This is a genomic window from Citrobacter sp. FDAARGOS_156 (assembly GCF_001559235.2).
Taxonomy (GTDB): Bacteria; Pseudomonadota; Gammaproteobacteria; order Enterobacterales; family Enterobacteriaceae; genus Citrobacter; species Citrobacter youngae.
This window is the reverse complement of sequence record NZ_CP014030.2, coordinates 3990307-4010373: the sequence shown is the minus strand read 5'-3', so window position 1 is coordinate 4010373 and position 20067 is coordinate 3990307. Positions and strand designations below refer to the sequence as shown.

General features: G+C 53.7%; 13 protein-coding genes and 3 tRNA genes. 12 read left to right on the top strand and 4 right to left on the bottom strand.

Translation table 11 applies throughout. The features are described 5' to 3' along the window. The first annotated feature begins 1 nt into the window (after nt 1). The 10 genes from lgt to recD all read left to right on the top strand — a co-directional run bounded on the left by lgt (nt 2) and on the right by recD (nt 15401). A complete protein-coding gene (gene lgt / locus AL515_RS19690; protein ID WP_048213109.1) occupies nt 2-877 on the top strand; it encodes a prolipoprotein diacylglyceryl transferase in 876 nt (291 codons plus the stop codon). 6 nt (nt 878-883) lie between these two features. Next, nucleotides 884-1678 carry a thymidylate synthase gene (thyA, locus tag AL515_RS19685; protein ID WP_005123418.1) on the top strand — a complete coding sequence of 265 codons (795 nt, stop codon included), beginning with the start codon at nt 884-886 and terminating at the stop codon, nt 1676-1678. 183 nt (nt 1679-1861) lie between these two features. Beyond that, nucleotides 1862-2332, top strand: a complete 471-nt coding sequence (locus AL515_RS19680; protein ID WP_048213108.1) for a prepilin peptidase-dependent protein — start codon at nt 1862-1864, stop codon at nt 2330-2332. Beyond that, nucleotides 2323-2886, top strand: coding sequence for a prepilin peptidase-dependent protein (locus tag AL515_RS19675; protein WP_048213107.1), 564 nt, complete (start codon nt 2323-2325; stop codon nt 2884-2886). The genes AL515_RS19680 and AL515_RS19675 overlap by 10 nt, the downstream gene beginning before the upstream one ends. Beyond that, the gene (locus AL515_RS19670) at nt 2883-3290 is read left to right on the top strand and encodes a DUF2509 family protein (protein WP_048213106.1); all 408 of its coding nucleotides are present in this window, start codon (nt 2883-2885) and stop codon (nt 3288-3290) included. Before AL515_RS19675 ends, AL515_RS19670 begins: the two co-directional genes overlap by 4 nt. Then, on the top strand, nt 3275-3598 hold the full coding sequence (locus AL515_RS19665) for a prepilin-type N-terminal cleavage/methylation domain-containing protein (protein ID WP_048213105.1): 324 nt from the start codon (nt 3275-3277) through the stop codon (nt 3596-3598). The genes AL515_RS19670 and AL515_RS19665 overlap by 16 nt, the downstream gene beginning before the upstream one ends. Before the next feature lie 12 nt (nt 3599-3610). After that, complete coding sequence (recC, locus tag AL515_RS19660) at nt 3611-6979, top strand: exodeoxyribonuclease V subunit gamma (RefSeq protein WP_048213104.1); 3369 nt, start codon at nt 3611-3613, stop codon at nt 6977-6979. A 178-nt stretch (nt 6980-7157) separates the two neighbouring features. After that, complete coding sequence (gene ptrA, locus AL515_RS19655; protein ID WP_061068500.1) at nt 7158-10046, top strand: pitrilysin; 2889 nt, start codon at nt 7158-7160, stop codon at nt 10044-10046. Next, the gene (gene recB / locus AL515_RS19650) at nt 10039-13584 is read left to right on the top strand and encodes an exodeoxyribonuclease V subunit beta (RefSeq protein WP_048213102.1); all 3546 of its coding nucleotides are present in this window, start codon (nt 10039-10041) and stop codon (nt 13582-13584) included. Before ptrA ends, recB begins: the two co-directional genes overlap by 8 nt. After that, nucleotides 13581-15401 (top strand): exodeoxyribonuclease V subunit alpha, encoded by a 1821-nt coding sequence (gene recD, locus AL515_RS19645; protein ID WP_048213101.1) that lies wholly within the window; start codon nt 13581-13583, stop codon nt 15399-15401. The genes recB and recD overlap by 4 nt, the downstream gene beginning before the upstream one ends. A gap of 47 nt (nt 15402-15448) precedes the next feature. On the opposite strand, the gene argA is transcribed toward recD, so the two are convergent. Beyond that, nucleotides 15449-16780: an amino-acid N-acetyltransferase gene (gene argA / locus AL515_RS19640; RefSeq protein ID WP_048213100.1), complete on the bottom strand. Its 1332-nt coding sequence runs from the start codon at nt 16778-16780 to the stop codon at nt 15449-15451. Between the two features lie 234 nt (nt 16781-17014). Here argA and amiC point away from each other — a divergent pair, with 234 nt between their 5' ends. Continuing rightward, a complete protein-coding gene (amiC, locus tag AL515_RS19635; RefSeq protein ID WP_048213099.1) occupies nt 17015-18268 on the top strand; it encodes an N-acetylmuramoyl-L-alanine amidase AmiC in 1254 nt (417 codons plus the stop codon). A 74-nt stretch (nt 18269-18342) separates the two neighbouring features. Here the strand turns inward: amiC and AL515_RS19630 are convergent. The 3 genes from AL515_RS19630 to AL515_RS19620 form a co-directional block, all read right to left on the bottom strand. Beyond that, nucleotides 18343-18419: transfer RNA gene (locus tag AL515_RS19630), tRNA-Met, on the bottom strand. A gap of 58 nt (nt 18420-18477) precedes the next feature. Beyond that, nucleotides 18478-18554, bottom strand: a tRNA-Met gene (locus AL515_RS19625). 48 nt (nt 18555-18602) lie between these two features. Beyond that, nucleotides 18603-18679, bottom strand: a tRNA-Met gene (locus tag AL515_RS19620). 205 nt (nt 18680-18884) lie between these two features. Between AL515_RS19620 and mltA the strand changes: the two genes are divergently transcribed. Continuing rightward, a complete protein-coding gene (gene mltA, locus AL515_RS19610; RefSeq protein WP_048213098.1) occupies nt 18885-19982 on the top strand; it encodes a murein transglycosylase A in 1098 nt (365 codons plus the stop codon). Nucleotides 19983-20067 lie beyond the last annotated feature (85 nt).

Sequence of the window (20067 nt, the reverse complement as noted above, 5' to 3'; positions counted from 1 at the left end):
GATGACCAGTAGCTATCTGCATTTTCCGGATTTCGATCCGGTCATTTTCTCAATTGGACCCGTCGCGCTTCACTGGTACGGCATGATGTATCTGGTGGGGTTTATTTTCGCGATGTGGCTGGCGACGCGCCGGGCTAATCGCCCGGGCAGTGGCTGGACCAAAAACGAAGTAGAAAACTTACTTTATGCAGGCTTCCTCGGGGTCTTCCTCGGCGGGCGTATTGGCTACGTGCTGTTCTATAACTTCCCGCTGTTCCTTGATAACCCGCTGTATCTGTTCCGCGTCTGGGATGGGGGCATGTCCTTCCATGGCGGGCTTATCGGGGTGATTCTGGTGATGATTATCTTCGCCAAACGCACCAAGCGTACATTCTTCCAGGTCTCTGATTTTATTGCTCCACTAATTCCGTTTGGTTTGGGCGCAGGCCGCCTGGGTAACTTTATCAACGGTGAACTGTGGGGACGCGTTGACCCTAACTTTAAGTACGCCATGCTGTTCCCTGGCTCCCGCACTGAAGATATTTTATTGCTGCAAACCAATCCGCAGTGGCAGTCTATTTTTGACACATACGGCTCTTTGCCTCGCCATGCCTCACAGCTTTATGAGATGGCGCTGGAAGGGGTTGTGCTGTTTATCATTCTTAACCTGTTTATTCGCAAACCTCGTCCGATGGGCTCGGTTTCCGGTCTGTTCCTGATTGGCTATGGCGCGTTTCGTATTATCGTCGAATTCTTCCGCCAGCCGGATGCGCAGTTTACCGGCACATGGGTCCAGTACATCAGCATGGGGCAGATCCTGTCTATCCCGATGATTGTCGCAGGTATTATTATGATGGTTTGGGCGTACCGTCGCAGCCCGCAGCAACACGTTTCCTGAGGAACCATGAAACAGTATTTAGAACTGATGCAAAAAGTGCTGGATGAAGGCACACAGAAAAACGACCGCACCGGAACCGGAACGCTTTCCATTTTTGGTCATCAGATGCGTTTTAATCTGCAGGAAGGGTTCCCGCTGGTTACGACTAAACGCTGCCATTTACGCTCGATCATCCATGAGCTGTTGTGGTTTTTGCAGGGCGACACCAACGTTGCCTACCTGCATGAAAACAACGTCTCAATCTGGGATGAATGGGCTGATGAGAACGGTAATTTAGGTCCGGTGTACGGTAAACAGTGGCGTGCATGGCCAACACCGGATGGCCGCCATATCGACCAGATCACGACGGTGCTGAACCAGTTGAAAAACGACCCGGATTCCCGTCGTATTATCGTTTCCGCGTGGAACGTAGGCGAACTGGATAAGATGGCGTTGGCGCCGTGTCATGCGTTCTTCCAGTTCTACGTGGCGGATGGCAAACTCTCTTGCCAACTGTATCAGCGTTCATGCGATGTGTTCCTCGGTCTGCCGTTCAACATCGCCAGCTACGCCTTGCTGGTTCACATGATGGCGCAGCAGTGCGATCTTGAAGTCGGTGATTTTGTCTGGACAGGCGGTGACACGCACCTGTACAGCAACCATATGGATCAAACACATCTGCAGCTTAGCCGTGAGCCACGTGCGCTGCCGAAGCTGGTTATCAAGCGTAAACCTGATTCAATTTTCGACTATCGTTTCGACGACTTCGAAATTGAGGGTTACGATCCGCACCCAGGCATTAAAGCACCGGTCGCTATCTGATCGAGGCTAATCCTGTCACAACCGGCGCCTTATGCGTCGGTTTTTTTTGCCTTACATTCTATTCTGCGGCGTTGATTCCTGAAATTTTGCAACGTGATGTAATGCGATAAATATTCTCCGTAGCTTGCCGAAGAAGCTGAATTTCCCCCTCGTTATTAATTTCTCTCACGCCATACTGGCGACATGAAAAAACAACAAGGCTACACGCTTCTCGAAACCCTGATTGCAATGCTGATTGTCGCGGCGCTTGGCGCATCGGGGTTGTACGGTTGGCAGCGCTGGCAACAACAGCAGCGGTTATGGCAAACAGCCAGCCAGGTGCGGGATTACCTGCTGCAATTGCGCGAAGATGCTAACTGGCGTAATCGTGATCACGTCATCAACGTGCTCCGCGAAGGAGGAACATGGTGTCTGGCAAGCTCAGCGACGTCACAAACTTCGTGTCAGCCGGTTTCACCGTTGATTTTTACGCCACTCTGGGCTGATGTCGAGATGGCAGAGATAACACCGTCACTGGCTTTTTTTGGCCTACGTAATACCGCATGGGCCGGGCATATCTACCTGAAGAATGCTGCAGGTGAATGGCGTGTGGTGGTGTCTGGTTGGGGACGAATCAGGCTTTGCGAACGCGGTGAGGCGGATCAATGTCGGTAAGTGAACGTGGCTTTTCACTGCTTGAGGTGCTTATCGCTATGGTGATAAGCAGCATTTTACTCCTCAGCGCTGCGCGATTTTTACCTGCGCTGCAGCGAGAAATTTTGCAGAACACTCGTCAGCTAGTGCTTGAAGATGAGCTCTGGCAGCGGATCTATACCGTGGCGAAGCATCTCCAGCGGGCTGGCTATTGTCGGGGAAACTGTATCGGAGAAGGGCTGATGATATCAGCCGCGGGAGACTGTGTGATTGTACGCTGGGATGCCAATAGCAACGGTGTTTGGGACGATATTCCGACAAAGGAGGCCGATGCCGTTGGGTTTCGTGTTCAAGATAAGGTGCTGGAAACCTTGCGTGGCGCAACAACCTGCGTGGGAAAAGGTTGGGATAAAATGACCGATCCGGATTCTATTCAGATTGAGGTATTTCAGGTGGAGCGCCTGAATATCAGAGGATTTGCGCCAGTGCTTTCGTTGCACCTGCGCGGGAGAAGCAACGCCGAACCTCAAAAGGTCATTGAGGTATTCTATGACGTCACAGGATTCAACCTGTGAACCGTGAGCGAGGTGTTTCATCGCTTGCAATGGTGCTTTTACTCCTGGTACTTGGCAGTCTGTTGCTGCAAGGCGTGAGCCGACAGGAGGCGAGTTTTGCGTCGCGGGTGGCAACGGAAAGCCAGTCGCTACAACATCAGGCAGTGGTGCAATCCGCCATGGAATGGGCACGTATGCAGCCCTGGAGCTTGCAGATGGCAACGCAGTGTCGACGCTATTCCACACAGGGTGCGACAGTCTGCCTGCGTGTGCTCGACGACGATCTTGTGCTGCTTATTGCGCAATATGAAGGTATATCGCTATGGCGTCAGGGGATGATTATCGAGGGTACTATCGAATTCTCAGCGCATGGCTGGAGCGATTTCTGCCCGTTAAAGGTGCTGGCGTTATGTCTGATACCCTGAACAGACAGCGTGGTTTTAGCCTGCCGGAAGTGATGCTGGCAATGGTGCTGATGATTATGATCGTGACCGCGCTTTCCGGATATCAGCGGGCGCTGATGAAGAGCTTTTTAGTCAGAAGCCAGTATCAACAATTGTGGCATCACGCCTGGCAGCAAACGCAGTTGCATATGTATTCACCACCTTTAAACTGGCAAATTAACCGAATGCAGACAACGATAGCGGGATGTGTCAGCATCAATGTTAAAATTACTTCCCCTCTGGGCAGGCAGGGTCAGATGACACGACTGCACTGCCCAAATCGTCAGTAGTCAGGAGTTGCTATGTTAAGGGTCTACCACTCCAATCGTCTGGATGTGCTGGAAGCGTTGATGGAATATATCGTTGAGCGCGAGCGGCTGGACGACCCCTTTGAACCCGAGATGATCCTGGTTCAAAGCACCGGTATGGCGCAGTGGTTGCAAATGACTCTGGCACAGAAGTTTGGTATTGCCGCTAACATTGATTTCCCGCTGCCAGCGAGTTTTATCTGGGATATGTTTGTGCGTGTATTGCCGGATATCCCAAAAGAGAGCGCATTTAGCAAACAGAGCATGAGCTGGAAGCTGATGACGCTGCTACCTCAATTGCTGGATAACGACGATTTCGCACTGCTACGCCACTATCTCACCGACGACACAGACAAACGTAAGCTGTTTCAGCTTTCATCACGCGCTGCGGATCTGTTCGACCAGTATTTAGTCTACCGTCCTGAATGGCTGACGCAGTGGGAGGTGGGGCTGCAGGTGGAAGGGCTAGGAGATGCTCAGGCCTGGCAAGCGCCATTGTGGAAAGCACTGGTGGAATACACGGCTGAACTGGGACAGCCAGGCTGGCATCGTGCCAATTTATATCAGCGGTTTATTCAGACCCTGGAGAATACGTCTGACTGCCCACAAGGCTTGCCCTCGCGCGTCTTTATTTGTGGTATCTCCGCGCTACCGCCCGTGTATCTGCAGGCATTACAAGCGCTGGGTAAGCATATTGATATTCATCTGCTTTTTACCAATCCCTGTCGTTACTACTGGGGGGATATTAAAGACCCCGCTTATCTGGCTAAACTGTTGGCGCGTCAGCGTAGGCATAGCTTTGAAGAACGACATTTACCGCTGTTTCGCGATAGTCAGAATGCTGAAGGACTGTTTAACAGCGATGGTGAGCAGGATGTGGGGAATCCGATGTTGGCCTCATGGGGAAAACTAGGACGTGACTACATATATTTGCTTTCGGAATTGGAAAACAGCCAGGAGCTGGATGCGTTTGTCGATATTACTCCTGACAATCTTTTGCATAATATTCAAGCGGATATTCTGGAACTCGAAAACCATGCGGTGGCAGGAGTCAGCCTGGAGGAGTATTCGCGTAGCGACAATAAACGGTTGCTTGAACCGAATGATACTAGTGTGACGTTTCATGTCTGTCATAGCCCACAACGCGAAGTGGAAATACTCCACGACCGGTTGCTGGCAATGCTGGAAGCGGACCCAACACTGACGCCGCGCGACATCATCGTGATGGTGGCGGATATCGACAGCTACAGTCCATTTATTCAGGCTGTCTTTGGCAGTGCACCGGCCGATCGTTACCTGCCGTATGCTATTTCCGATCGCCGGGCGCGTCAGTCTCATCCCGTCTTACAGGCGTTTATTAGCCTGCTTTCGCTACCGGACAGCCGTTTTGTCTCAGAGGATGTCCTGGCATTACTGGATGTGCCCGTGCTGGCTGCGCGTTTCAACATCAATGAAGAAGGGTTGCGCTATCTTCGTTTGTGGGTCAATGAATCTGGAATTCGCTGGGGCATTGACGACGACAACGTGCGCGAACTCGCGCTTCCTCCAACTGGCCAGCATACCTGGCAATTTGGTTTAACACGTATGCTGCTGGGCTATGCGATGGAAAGCGCACAGGGTGAGTGGCAGTCGGTATTGCCCTATGATGAGTCCAGTGGTTTGATTGCCGAGTTAGTCGGGCATTTGGCCTCGTTGCTGATGCAGCTAAACATCTGGCGCAGAGGGTTAGCACAGGAACGCCCGCTGGAAGAGTGGTTACCCGTTTGCCGGGACATGCTTAATGATTTCTTCCTGCCGGACGCGGACACCGAAGCGGCGATGACGCTGATTGAACAGCAGTGGCAGGCCATTATCACTGAAGGTTTGGGGGCCGAGTATGGCGAGGCCATACCGCTGTCTCTGTTACGTGACGAACTGGCGCAGCGTCTTGACCAGGAGCGCATTAGCCAGCGTTTCCTGGCAGGGCCTGTCAATATCTGTACGCTGATGCCGATGCGCTCTATCCCTTTCAAAGTGGTGTGCCTGTTGGGCATGAACGATGGCGTTTATCCGCGCCAGCTTGCGCCGCTGGGATTTGATCTGATGAGCCAAAAACCGAGGCGTGGTGACCGAAGCCGCCGTGATGATGACCGCTATCTGTTCCTCGAAGCCCTGATTTCGGCGCAACAAACGCTCTATATCAGCTATATCGGCCGCTCAATCCAGGATAACAGTGAGCGCTTCCCGTCGGTGCTGGTGCAGGAACTTATGGATTACATTGGGCAAAGCCACTATTTGCCGGGCGATGAATTACTCACTAGCGATCAAAGTGAAGCGAAAGTAAAAGCGCACATTACCCGTTTACATACCCGTATGCCCTTTGATGCACAAAACTATCTGCCAGGTGAGCAGCAAAGTTATGCTCGAGAGTGGTTGCCAGCGGCAAGTCTGTCAGGCAAAGCGCACACGGATTTTGTCCAGCCGCTCCCCTTTACAATGCCTGAAACCCTGACGCTGGAAACGCTGCAACGCTTTTGGGCTCATCCGGTGCGGGCGTTTTTCCAGATGCGCCTGAGGGTAAATTTCCGCTCTGAAGAGAGCGAAATCCCGGAAACAGAACCCTTTATCCTCGAAGGGCTCAGCCGCTATCAACTTAATCAGCAGTTGCTTAATACCCTGGTTGAAGAGAACGACGCTGAACGACTGTTTCGCCGTTTTCGTGCGGCGGGTGCGCTTCCCTATGGGCCATTTGGTGAAATTCTGTGGGATACGCAGCGTCAGGAGATGCAGACGCTGGCTGAACGCATTATCGCCTGTCGTCAGCCTTGTCAGAGCATGGAAATCGATCTTACCTGTAACGGCGTGCAAATCACCGGTTGGTTGCCGCAGGTGCAAGAGGACGGTTTGTTGCGCTGGCGCCCATCTTTGATCAGCATTGCGCAGGGTGTGCAACTTTGGCTGGAACATCTTGTCTATTGTGCGAGTGGCGGTACGGGAGAAAGCCGGTTGTTCTTACGCAAAGACGGCGAGTGGCGTTTCCCTCCACTGGAGGCCGAACAGGCGTTACAGTATCTGTCGCAACTTATTGAGGGATATCGGGAAGGCATGTCATCGCCGCTACTGGTATTACCGGAAAGTGGTGGGGCGTGGATAAAAACCTGTTATGACGCCGTAAATGATGCCATGTTAGATGACGATGATACGTTGCAAAAAGCGCGCAGTAAGTTTCTGCAGGCCTATGAAGGCAACATGATGGTACGCGGTGAAGGTGATGACATCTGGTATCAACGTCTGTGGCGTCAACTGGATGCTGATACGCTGGAGACCATTGTTTTACAGTCTCAGCGTTACCTGTTACCGATTTTTCGATTTAATCAGTCGTGATGATTGTATAAAAATTGCGCAATTTGATGGCTTCCACTATGATGCGCTTTCTGTCACGGACTGATTCTTACAAAGAGAAGAGGCTGACGCGTTCAGCACAGAGTCTTGCCCTGTTCAGAACACGCTTAATGCGTTGTTTGCAGTGAACAGGTGAATACGTTAATGATGAGGTTTGTGAATGCCCCGCAGCACCTGGTTTAGCGCATTACTGTTGTTCGTCGCCCTTTGGGTTCCCGTAAGTCAGGCTGATACCGGTTGGCAGCCTTTAGCTGAAACCATCCGTAAAAGCGATAAAGACACCCGTCAGTATCAGGCCGTGCGCCTTGATAACGGTATGGTCGTATTGCTGGTATCCGATCCGCAGGCCGTGAAATCCCTTTCTGCACTGGTGGTCCCCGTGGGTTCGCTGGAAGATCCGGACGATCATCAGGGGCTGGCGCATTATCTCGAACACATGTGTCTGATGGGGTCGAAAAAATATCCGCAGCCGGACAGCCTGTCTGAATTCCTGAAAATGCACGGCGGCAGCCATAATGCCAGCACTGCGCCTTATCGTACGGCTTTCTATCTTGAGGTTGAAAACGACGCGCTGGTGGGGGCTGTAGATCGCCTGGCAGACGCTATTGCCGATCCGTTACTGGATAAAAAATATGCCGATCGCGAGCGTAACGCGGTTAACTCCGAGCTGACGCTGGCGCGTACCCGAGACGGGATGCGTATGGCGCAGGTGAGTGCGGAGACTATTAACCCGGCGCACCCTGGTTCGCGCTTCTCCGGCGGAAATCTGGAAACATTAAGCGATAAACCGGGTAATCCGGTGGTACAGGCGTTACACAAATTTCATGAAAAGTACTACTCCGCGAACCTGATGAAGGCGGTGATTTATAGCAATAAACCATTGCCAGAGCTGGCGCGGATAGCGGCTGACACCTTTGGACGCGTGCCAAACAGAAATATCGAAAAACCGGAAATAACCGTCCCGGTTGTCACCGACGCGCAAAAGGGCGTCATCATCCACTATGTTCCGGCAATGCCGCGTAAAGTGCTGCGCGTCGAGTTTCGTATTGATAACAATAGCGCGCAGTTCCGCAGTAAAACCGATGAGCTGGTGACCTACCTGATTGGCAATCGTAGTCCGGGCACATTGTCTGACTGGTTGCAAAAGCAGGGGCTGGTTGAAGGTATTCGTGCGGACTCCGATCCGGTGGTCAATGGGAATAGCGGCGTGTTAGCCATTTCCGCGACGTTAACCGACAAAGGGCTGGCGAATCGCGATGAAGTTGTTGCTGCAATCTTTAGCTATCTCAACCTGTTACGTGAAAAAGGTATCAATAAACGCTATTTTGACGAACTGGCGCACGTGCTGGATCTCGATTTTCGTTATCCCTCTATCACCCGTGATATGGACTACGTTGAATGGCTGGCGGATACCATGATCCGCGTTCCCGTCGAGCATACTCTGGATGCGGTGAATATTGCCGACCAGTACGATGCCAAAGCCGTTGAGCAACGTCTGGCAATGATGACGCCGCAGAATGCGCGTATCTGGTATATCAGTGCGAAAGAGCCGCATAATAAAACTGCTTACTTTGTCGATGCGCCTTATCAGGTAGATAAAATCAGCGACAAAACCTTTGCCGACTGGCAGCAAAAAGCGCAGGGCATTGCGTTGTCATTACCGGAGTTGAACCCCTACATTCCTGATGATTTCACGCTGATTAAGGCGGATAAAAAATACGCTCACCCGGAACTGATCGTTGATGAGCCGGATTTACGCGTGGTGTATGCGCCGAGCCAATATTTTGCCAGCGAGCCAAAGGTTGATGTCAGCGTGATACTGCGTAACCCGAAAGCGATGGACAGCGCCCGCAATCAGGTCTTATTCGCCCTGAACGATTATCTGGCGGGTATTGCACTCGACCAGTTAAGTAACCAGGCCGCAGTGGGAGGTATTGGTTTTTCTACAAACGCTAATAACGGCCTGATGCTTAACGCCAACGGCTATACTCAGCGTTTGCCGCAGCTTTTCCAGGCGCTGCTGAGCGGTTATTTCAGTTACACCTCAACAGATGAACAGCTGGAACAGGCGAAATCCTGGTACGCCCAGATGATGGACTCGGCGGAGAAAGGCAAAGCCTACGATCAGGCGATCATGCCGGTTCAGATGCTGTCTCAGGTACCGTACTTCTCACGCGATGAGCGCCGTAAGCTACTGCCTTCCATCACCCTGAAAGAGGTAATGGCCTATCGCGACGCCTTGAAAACCGGGGCGCGTCCCGAATTCCTGGTGGTCGGTAATATGAGTGAAACTCAGGCGAAAACCATGGCGCGGGATATCCAGAAGCAGCTTGGTGCGAACGGCTCACAGTGGTGCCGAAACAAAGATGTTGTGGTAGACAAGAAGCAGTCTGTCATCTTTGAAAAAGCGGGCAGTAGTACGGATTCCGCGCTGGCGGCGGTATTTGTGCCAACTGGATACGATGAGTACACCAGTTCAGCCTATAGCGCCATGTTAGGGCAGATTGTTCAACCGTGGTTCTACAATCAACTGCGTACTGAAGAGCAATTAGGTTATGCCGTCTTTGCTTTCCCAATGAGCGTTGGCCGCCAGTGGGGAATGGGCTTCCTGTTGCAAAGCAGCGACAAGCAACCGTCCTATCTCTGGGAACGCTATAAGGCATTTTTCCCCACGGCGGAAGCGAAGCTGCGGGCGATGAAAGCTGATGAGTTCGCACAAATTCAGCAGGCGATTATTGCGCAAATGCTCCAGGCCCCGCAAACGCTGGGGGCAGAAGCCTCGCAGTTAAGCAAAGATTTTGATCGCGGCAATATGCGCTTCGATTCACGTGATAAAATAGTGGCTCAGATTAAACTGCTGACGCCGCAAAAGCTTGCCGACTTCTTCCATCAGGCGGTGGTTGAGCCGCAAGGCATGGCGATACTGTCACAGGTTTCCGGCAGTCAGAACGGGAAAGCAGAATATGTGCACCCGGAAGGCTGGAAAGTGTGGCAGACCGTCAGCGCGTTGCAGCAAACCTTACCCCTGATGAGTGATAAGAATGAATGATGCCGCTGAGTCCCTTGATCCACTCCGCTTGCCCCTGACGGGCGAGCGCCTGATTGAAGCCTCTGCGGGCACCGGTAAAACCTTTACCATCGCCGCCCTGTATTTACGTTTACTGCTTGGACTGGGCGGCTCTGCCGCCTTTCCCCGTCCGCTGACCGTCGAAGAACTGTTAGTGGTCACCTTCACCGAGGCGGCTACTGAAGAGCTGCGCGGTCGAATTCGTAGCAACATCCATGAACTGCGTATTGCCTGCCTGCGTGAAACCACCGATAACCCGCTATACGTCCGTCTGTTAGATGAAATCGCCGATAAAAAACAGGCCGCCCAGTGGCTGCTATTGGCAGAAAGACAGATGGATGAAGCGGCGGTGTTTACCATTCACGGCTTTTGCCAGCGTATGCTCAGCCTCAACGCTTTTGAGTCAGGCATGCTGTTTGAGCAACAACTAATCGAAGATGAATCGCTGCTGCGCTATCAGGCCTGTGCGGACTTCTGGCGTCGACACTGCTATCCGCTGCCCCGTGACATTGCGCAGGTGATTTTTGAAACGTGGAAAGGACCGCAGGCGCTGCTGAGAGATATCGATCGCTATCTGCAAGGGGAAGCACCGGTTATCAAGGCTCCACCGCCCGATGACGAAACGCTGGCAACCCGGCACGAACAAATCCTCGCGCGCATTAATCAAATTAAGCAGCAATGGTGCGATGCCGTTGATGAGCTGGATGGCCTGCTGGAAGCATCCGGGATCGACCGGCGTAAATTTAATCGTGGTAACCAGGGTAAGTGGATCGAAAAGATCAGCGCATGGGCGCAGGAAGAAACCCAAAGCTATCAGTTGCCTGATGCGCTGGAGAAATTCTCCCAGCGCTTTTTAGAAGAGCGAACCAAAGCGGGCGGCGTAACGCCTCAGCACCCGCTTTTCGTCGCTATTGATCAACTGCTTGGCCAACCGCTGACAATCCGCGATCTGGTGATCACCCGGGCGCTGGCGGAGATCCGCACGGCGGTTGCCGAGGAGAAACGCCGCCGCGGCGAGCTGGGTTTTGACGATATGCTCAGCCGTCTGGATGCAGCGTTGCGCAGTGAAAGCGGCGATGCGCTGGCGACGGCGATTCGTACCCGTTTTCCGGTCGCGATGATTGATGAGTTCCAGGATACCGACCCGCAGCAATACCGTATTTTCCGCCGTATCTGGCAGCATCAACCGGACACCGCGCTGCTGCTGATTGGCGATCCGAAACAGGCAATTTACGCCTTTCGCGGCGCGGATATCTTTACCTACATGAAGGCGCGCAGCGAAGTCAGCGCGCACTATACGCTCGATACTAACTGGCGTTCGGCTCCTGGCATGGTCAATAGCGTGAATACGATTTTCAGCCAGATGAACGACGCCTTTATGTTCCGCGACATCCCCTTCAGCCCGGTAAAATCCGCAGAGAAAAACCAGTCGCTTCAGTTTGTTTTACACGGTGAAACGCAGCCAGCCATGAGTATGTGGCTGATGGAAGGGGAAAGCTGTGGCGTAGGCGACTATCAGAACTACATGGCGCAGGTGTGCGCCACGCAAATTCGCGACTGGCTTAAGGCCGGGTATTCTGGCGCTGCACAACTGGTCAGCGGTAAAACGTCCAGGCCGGTACGCGCCTCGGACATCAGCGTACTGGTTCGTAGCCGCCAGGAGGCGGCGCTGGTCCGCGATGCGCTGACGCAACTGGCCATTCCCTCTGTTTATCTCTCCAACCGTGACAGCGTGTTTGAAACGCTGGAAGCGCAGGAACTGCTGTGGGTGCTGCAAGCGGTGATGACGCCGGAGCGTGAGAACACGCTGCGTAGCGCGCTGGCAACCTCAATGATGGGGCTGAATGCGCAGGATCTCGAAGCGTTAAATAACGACGAAAATGCCTGGGATGCGGTAGTCGAGGAGTTCGATGGCTATCGTCAGATCTGGCATAAACGCGGCGTGATGCCCATGCTGCGCGCGCTGATGTCCGCTCGCCATATTGCGGAAAACCTGCTGGCGACGGCGGGGGGCGAACGCCGCCTGACCGATATTTTACATATCAGCGAACTGCTCCAGGAAGCCGGATCGCAACTGGAAAGCGAGCATGCGCTGGTGCGCTGGCTATCTCAGCATATTCTTGAACCCGACAGCAATGCGTCCAGTCAGCAGCTCAGGCTCGAAAGCGACAAGCATTTGGTTAAAATCGTCACCATCCATAAATCGAAAGGGCTGGAATATCCGCTGGTCTGGTTGCCGTTTATCACCAATTTCCGCGTCCAGGATCAGGCTTTCTACCACGATCGCAGCTCCTTTGAAGCGGTGCTGGATCTCAGCGATGCCGCGGAGAGCGTTGAGCTGGCCGAAGCGGAACGTCTGGCAGAAGACTTGCGCTTGCTCTATGTTGCGCTCACCCGTTCGGTATGGCACTGCAGCCTTGGCGTGGCGCCGTTGGTACGCCGTCGGGGCGATAAGAAAGGGGATACCGATGTGCATCAGAGTGCCCTTGGCCGCCTGCTGCAAAAAGGCGAGCCGATGGATGCCGCGGGTCTGCGTGGCGCTATTGAGGCGCTGTGCGGTGAGGATATCGCCTGCCTGACGCCGAATAAACCGGACGGTGAGCGCTGGCAGGTTGCACAGCCCGCCAGTTCTACGTTGAATGCAAAAATACTGCAGCGTACACCTGGTGACAGCTGGCGCGTGACCAGCTATTCCGGTCTGCAACAGCGTGGGCATGGTATTGCGCAGGATCTGATCCCGCGACTGGATATCGATGCCGCAGGCGTCGGTGAGGTTATTGAAGAGTCAGGACTCACGCCGCATCAGTTTCCGCGCGGCGCTTCGCCGGGTACATTTTTGCATAGCCTGTTTGAAGATCTCGACTTCACCCAACCGGTAGAGCCGCATTGGGTCGAAGAAAAACTGGCGTTGGGCGGTTATGATGCACACTGGACGCCGGTTTTGACCGCATGGTTGGACGCCATTTTGCTGGCGCCTCTCAACGAGACCGGCGTGAGTTTGAGTCAGCTTTCCGCGCGTGAAAAACAGGTGGAGATGGAGTTTTATCTGCCGATTTCGCAGCCGCTGATGGCCAGCCAACTTGATGCGTTGATCCGCCAATACGATCCGCTTTCGGCTGGCTGCCCGCCGCTGGACTTTATGCAGGTACGCGGCATGCTGAAAGGGTTTATTGACCTGGTGTTCCGCCACCAGGGGCGTTATTACCTGCTCGACTACAAGTCAAACTGGCTGGGCGAAGACAGTTCTGCGTATACCCAGCAGGCAATGGCCTCAGCCATGCAGGCGCACCGTTACGATCTGCAGTATCAGTTGTATACCCTGGCGCTGCACCGTTATCTGCGCCATCGCATTGCTGATTACGATTATGAACGCCATTTTGGCGGCGTTATTTATCTCTTCCTGCGTGGCGTTGACCGTGAAAATCCGCAGCAGGGAATTTACGCTACCCGACCCGATGGGGAATTGATCGCGTTGATGGACGAGTTGTTTGCCGGTGCGGCTCTGGAGGAGATGCAATGACAATCCAGAAACGATTGCTGGAGGCCGTAGAGCAAAAACAGCTCCGTCCTCTGGATGCTCAGTTTGCGCTGGCGGTTGCCGGAAACGACAACCCTGCCGTTACGCTGGCGGCGGCTCTGCTTAGCCGTGAGGCGGGCGAGGGGCACGTTTGCTTACCGCTTTCCCGGTTGTCTTTACGCGAAGATGCCCATCCGCTGTTGAGCGCCGGGCTGTACGAGGCCGGTGAACCGGAAGATTGGTCGGAATGCCTGCTGGCCTCCGCTGCGGTAAGCCGTGGCGAGCAGCCCACGCCGCTGGTGCTGTACGGCGATCGCTTGTATCTGAACCGCATGTGGCATAACGAACGCGCGGTGGCGCGCTTTTTCGGTGAAGTTAACCACGCCATTGAGGTGGATGAACAACGGCTGACCCACACGCTGGCGGCGCTGTTTCCACCCGTTGAAGGCGTTAACTGGCAAAAAGTGGCGGCTGCTGTGGCGTTGACCCGCCGTATATCGGTGATCTCCGGCGGGCCGGGGACCGGAAAAACGACAACGGTGGCGAGGCTTCTGGCGGCGTTGATTCAGATGGCGGACGGTGAACGCTGTCGTATTCGTCTGGCGGCGCCAACGGGAAAAGCGGCAGCCCGTCTGACCGCCTCGCTGGGCGCGGCGCTGCGAGAACTGCCGCTGACCGATGAGCAAAAGAAGCGCATTCCCGATGATGCCAGTACATTGCACCGATTATTGGGCGCTCAACCTGGAAGCCAACGCCTGCGGCATCATGCAGGAAACCCGCTGCATCTGGACGTGCTGGTGGTGGATGAAGCTTCGATGATCGATTTGCCGATGATGTCGCGCCTTATCGATGCGCTACCGCCACATGGGCGGGTGATTTTTCTTGGCGATCGCGACCAGCTCGCTTCCGTTGAAGCGGGGGCGGTGCTGGGGGATATCTGTGCTTTCGTCGGTGATGGCTTTACCCCGGAACGTGCCCGCCAGCTTAGTCGCCTGACCGAAAGCGCTATTCCGGCAGGTTCGGGAACTCAGGCGGCTGCTCTGCGCGACAGTTTGTGCCTGCTGCAAAAGAGCTACCGTTTCGGTAGCGATTCCGGAATCGGCCAGTTGGCTGCGGCGATTAATCGTGGTGATAAAGCCGCGATAAAAACGGTCTTCCAGCAGGGATTTAGCGACATCGAAAAACGCGCTCTGCACAGCAGCGAGGATTACGCCGCGATGCTGGAAGAAGCGCTGGCGGGTTATGGGAACTATCTCGATTTACTGCGCGATCGTGCCGAGCCGGATGCTGTCATTCAGGCCTTCAATGAGTATCAGCTATTGTGCGCCCTGCGGGAAGGCCCGTTTGGCGTGGGTGGCTTGAATGAACGCATTGAGCAGGTGATGGCGCAAAAGCGCAAAATTCACCGTTCGACGCATAGCCGCTGGTATGAGGGAAGGCCGGTAATGATCGCGCGCAATGACAGTTCGTTGGGATTATTTAACGGTGATATTGGTATTGCCCTCGATCGTGGGCAGGGCCTGAGAGTGTGGTTTGCGCTGCCGGACGGTTCTATCAAATCGGTCCAGCCCAGCCGTTTGCCTGAACATGAAACCACTTGGGCAATGACGGTGCACAAATCGCAGGGATCTGAGTTTGACCACGCGGCGTTAATTTTACCCAACCAGCACTCACCCGTGGTGACCCGTGAGCTGGTCTATACCGCCGTCACCCGCGCACGCCGTCGTTTGTCACTGTATGCCGATGAACGGATATTGAGTAGCGCCATTGCCACCCGAACCGAACGCCGAAGCGGATTGTCGGCGCTGTTTAATCAATAACATTTGCTGGCCGGATAAGGCAGTTATGCCGCATCCGGCAACCACTCCTATGCCAAATCCGCCATCAGCACTTTTGACCGCCGCTGATAGTTGTACATCTCTTTTTTGCTTTCCGGCAGCAGATCGATATCGACCGGCGTGAAGCCGCGCTCCTGGAACCAGTGAATGCTGCGCGTCGTCAGCACGAACAGCTTACTCAGCCCCATTTGTCTGGCCTGCACAGCAATCCGCTCCAGCAAAACTTCGCCGCGTGATGAGCTACGGTAGTCCGGATGCACTGCCACGCACGCCATTTCGCCAATCTTCTCCTCCGGAAAAGGGTACAGGGCGGCGCAGGCAATGGTCAGATTATCGCGCTGAATTATGGTGAACTTGTCGATCTCCATTTCCAGCTGTTCGCGGGAGCGGCGGACCAGAATACCTTGCTGTTCCAGCGGGCGGATAAGCTCCAGAATCCCGCCGATATCGTTAATGGTGGCGCGGCGGATCTGCTCGGCGCTTTCCATTACGATCTGCGTCCCGATCCCGTCGCGGGAGAACAGTTCCTGCAGTAATGCGCCATCTTCCTGATAGCTGATCAGATGGCAACGGCGTACGCCACTGCGACAGGCTTTCACTGCGCCGCGCAGGAAGCGCACCGTACCGGAGCTGTAATCGCCTTTCTCTTCCTGCAATTCAACGCGAGCCTGGGCTTCGTTGGGAAACAGCTCGGAAATAATATCGCCATCATCGTTGGTGACGCCCTGAGAGGAGCAAAAGCCGATCATCTTCTCCGCCTTCAGTTTGATAGCCAACTGCGTGGCGACCTCTTCTGACGTCAGATTAAAGCTCTCACCAGTGACGGAAACGGCGACCGGGCCCATCAGCACAATCGCGCCGCTGTCTAACTGGCGGTGAATCGCCTCTTCATCGATGCGACGAATACGCCCGCTGTGGCAGTAATCTACGCCGTCATCAACGCCCAGCGGCTGGGAGATAATAAAATTACCGCTGACCACATTGATATGCGCCCCCTGCAACGGCGTATTATTCAGGCTCATCGACAGGCGGGCGGTAATATCAAGCTGAAGTAAACCCGCAGCCTGTTTGACCAGCTCCAGGGTTTTCGCATCGGTGACGCGCGTGTTTTTGTGGTACACCGGTTCATGATGATGCGCCGCAAGATTGGCATCAATCTGCGGTCGTGCGCCATAGACCACGACCAGGCGGATGCCGAGGCTATGAAGAAGACCAATGTCATTGACGATACTGGAAAAGTTTTCATGCTCTATGGCTTCGCCGCCCAGCATAATGACAAACGTTTTTCCCCGATGGGTATTGATATAGGGAACAGAATGGCGGAATCCCTGTACCAGTTCGGTTCTACGCTCCTTCACCACGGCACACCCTCATTGCATGATTATTCGTAATTTGTGTATTTTTATTCTGTTTTTGCGCTGTACGCAAGCGTAATTTTTACCCATACCGAAGATTTTTATCAGTAATACCGTGAATATAAAAAGAATGTTTACCCTTTTATAGATGACAGATTATGCGTCATTCGCTAAAGTTTCCGGTCAATTCGGACGTTTTACGTATTACCTCAATACAGATTTCTTTTGCTCGGGAGAAGCATGTCGGGATCCAACTCAGCAATCAGTCGCCGCCGTTTACTGAAAGGTGCGGGTGCTATGTGGCTTTTAAGCGTCAGCCAGGTTGGTCTGGCAGCCACGAGTCAGGTCGTTGCCGTACGTATCTGGCCTGCGTCCAGCTATACCCGCGTCACGGTAGAATCTAACCGTCTGCTGAAATACAAACAGTTTGCCCTGAGTAATCCTGAGCGTGTGGTTGTGGATATTGAAGACGTTAATCTGAACTCGGTGCTCAAGGGCATGGGAGCGCAGATTCGTCCTGACGACCCGTATATTAAATCGGCGCGCGTTGGCCAGTTTGATCCACAAACCGTGCGGATGGTGTTCGAGCTGAAACAGAATGTGAAGCCGCAACTTTTTGCTCTGGCGCCGGTGGCGGGCTTTAAAGAACGTCTGGTGATGGATCTCTATCCCGCGAATGCCCAGGATGTTCAGGATCCTCTGCTGGCGTTGCTGGAAGATTACAACAAGGGCGATCTGGATAAACAGGTTCCACCTGCGCAGAGTGGCCCACAGCCGGGCAAAGCGGGACGCGATCGCCCCATTGTCATTATGCTGGACCCGGGCCACGGTGGGGAAGATTCCGGCGCGGTGGGGAAATACAAGACGCGTGAAAAAGATGTGGTACTGCAGATTGCCCGCCGTCTGCGAGCCCTCATAGAGAAAGAGGGCAACATGAAGGTCTTTATGACGCGAAATGAAGATATTTTCATTCCGCTTAAAGTCCGTGTGGCAAAAGCGCAGAAGCAGCGCGCAGACCTGTTTGTCTCGATTCACGCCGATGCCTTTACCAGTCGACAGCCCAGCGGTTCGTCGGTGTTTGCGCTCTCGACCAAAGGCGCGACCAGTACCGCAGCGAAATATCTGGCGCAGACCCAGAACGCCTCGGATCTCATCGGTGGCGTCAGCAAGAGTGGCGACCGCTACGTCGACCATACCATGTTCGATATGGTGCAGTCGCTGACCATCGCCGACAGCCTGAAGTTTGGTAAAGCGGTATTGAATAAGCTTGGTAAAATCAACAATCTGCATAAGAATCAGGTTGAACAAGCCGGGTTTGCGGTGCTAAAAGCGCCGGATATTCCGTCCATTCTGGTAGAAACAGCGTTTATCAGTAACGTTGAGGAAGAGCGCAAACTCAAAACGGCGACCTTCCAGCAGGAAGTTGCAGAGTCGATTCTGGCGGGGATTAAAGCCTACTTTGCCGATGGGGCGACGCTGGCGAGAAGGGGATAACAAAAAAGCGCTGAAAAGCGCTTTTTTTACGGATCGCAGATACAAAAAAACACCCGTTAAGGTGTTTAATGTGTTGGTTGCGGGGGCCGGATTTGAACCGACGACCTTCGGGTTATGAGCCCGACGAGCTACCAGGCTGCTCCACCCCGCGTCCGTCTTTTTGCTTCGTATTTCAAACACTTTGCAAAAATATTACATCAGATTTTAATTGGTTGCGGGGGCCGGATTTGAACCGACGACCTTCGGGTTATGAGCCCGACGAGCTACCAGGCTGCTCCACCCCGCGTCCGTCATTACTCTTCCATCGAGTAACGTTACTGCTTCTGATTTTAATTGGTTGCGGGGGCCAGATTTGAACTGACGACCTTCGGGTTATGAGCCCGACGAGCTACCAGGCTGCTCCACCCCGCGTCCGTGGATGCGCACTATACTCTGCTAATGATTTCATGCAACCCTTTTTTCACCTTGATCACGTTTTTAGGGCGAAAACGAACAAAAACAACGCATTCTGGATTGTTTTTTGCGCAAAATTTGCGTTCAGGTAGGTATACGCATTTCATTAGGTTCGGGGGTTTGTTATCTTCGTCTCGCATTCAGGCAACATAAGACGAGAACAATGAAAGGACGTTGGGCAAAATATCTTCTGGCGGGAGCAGTCGTCGCGATGCTCGCAGCATGTTCCTCAAAACCCACCGATCGTGGGCAGCAGTATAAAGACGGGAAATTTACCCAGCCTTTCTCACTGGTGAACCAGCCTGATGCGGTTGGCGCGCCAATTAACGCCGGTGATTTCGCCGAGCAGGTTAATCAAATTCGCAGCGCATCGCCACGTTTGTACGGTAACCAGAGTAACGTTTACAACGCTATCCAGCAGTGGCTACGTGCGGGCGGTGATACGCGCAGTATGCGCCAGTTTGGTATTGATGCCTGGCAAATGGAAGGGGCGGACAACTACGGTAACGTCCAGTTTACGGGCTACTACACGCCGGTTATCCAGGCGCGCCATACGCGTCAGGGCGAATTTCAGTACCCTATCTACCGCATGCCGCCAAAACGTGGGCGCTTACCAAGCCGTGCCGAGATTTATGCGGGCGCCCTGAGCGACAATTATATTCTGGCGTACAGCAACTCCCTAATGGATAACTTCATTATGGATGTTCAGGGCAGTGGTTACATCGATTTCGGCGATGGCAGTCCGCTGAACTTTTTTAGCTATTCCGGGAAAAACGGTCACGCCTATCGCAGCATCGGTAAGGTGCTTATCGACCGTGGTGAAGTGAAAAAAGAAGATATGTCGATGCAGGCCATTCGCCATTGGGGTGAAACGCACAGCGAAGCTGAAGTGCGTGAGCTTCTGGAGCAGAACCCATCGTTTGTCTTCTTTAAACCGCAATCTTTTGCGCCGGTCAAAGGGGCCAGCGCGGTACCGCTGATTGGTCGCGCATCCGTGGCTTCTGATCGCAGCATCATTCCTGCGGGCACAACGTTACTGGCGGAAGTTCCGCTGCTGGACAATAACGGGAAATTCACCGGTCAGTATGAATTACGTCTGATGGTGGCGTTAGATGTCGGTGGGGCGATAAAAGGACAGCACTTCGATATCTACCAGGGTATTGGTGCAGACGCCGGACACCGTGCGGGGTGGTATAATCACTACGGACGCGTGTGGGTGCTGAAAACAGCGGCCAACGCGGGTAACGTATTCAGCGGTTAATTGCCGGATGGCGCTTCGCTTATCCGGCCTGGATTATTGAGTAGGCCTGATAAGGCGTAGCCGCCATCAGGCAGTGATGCAGTCA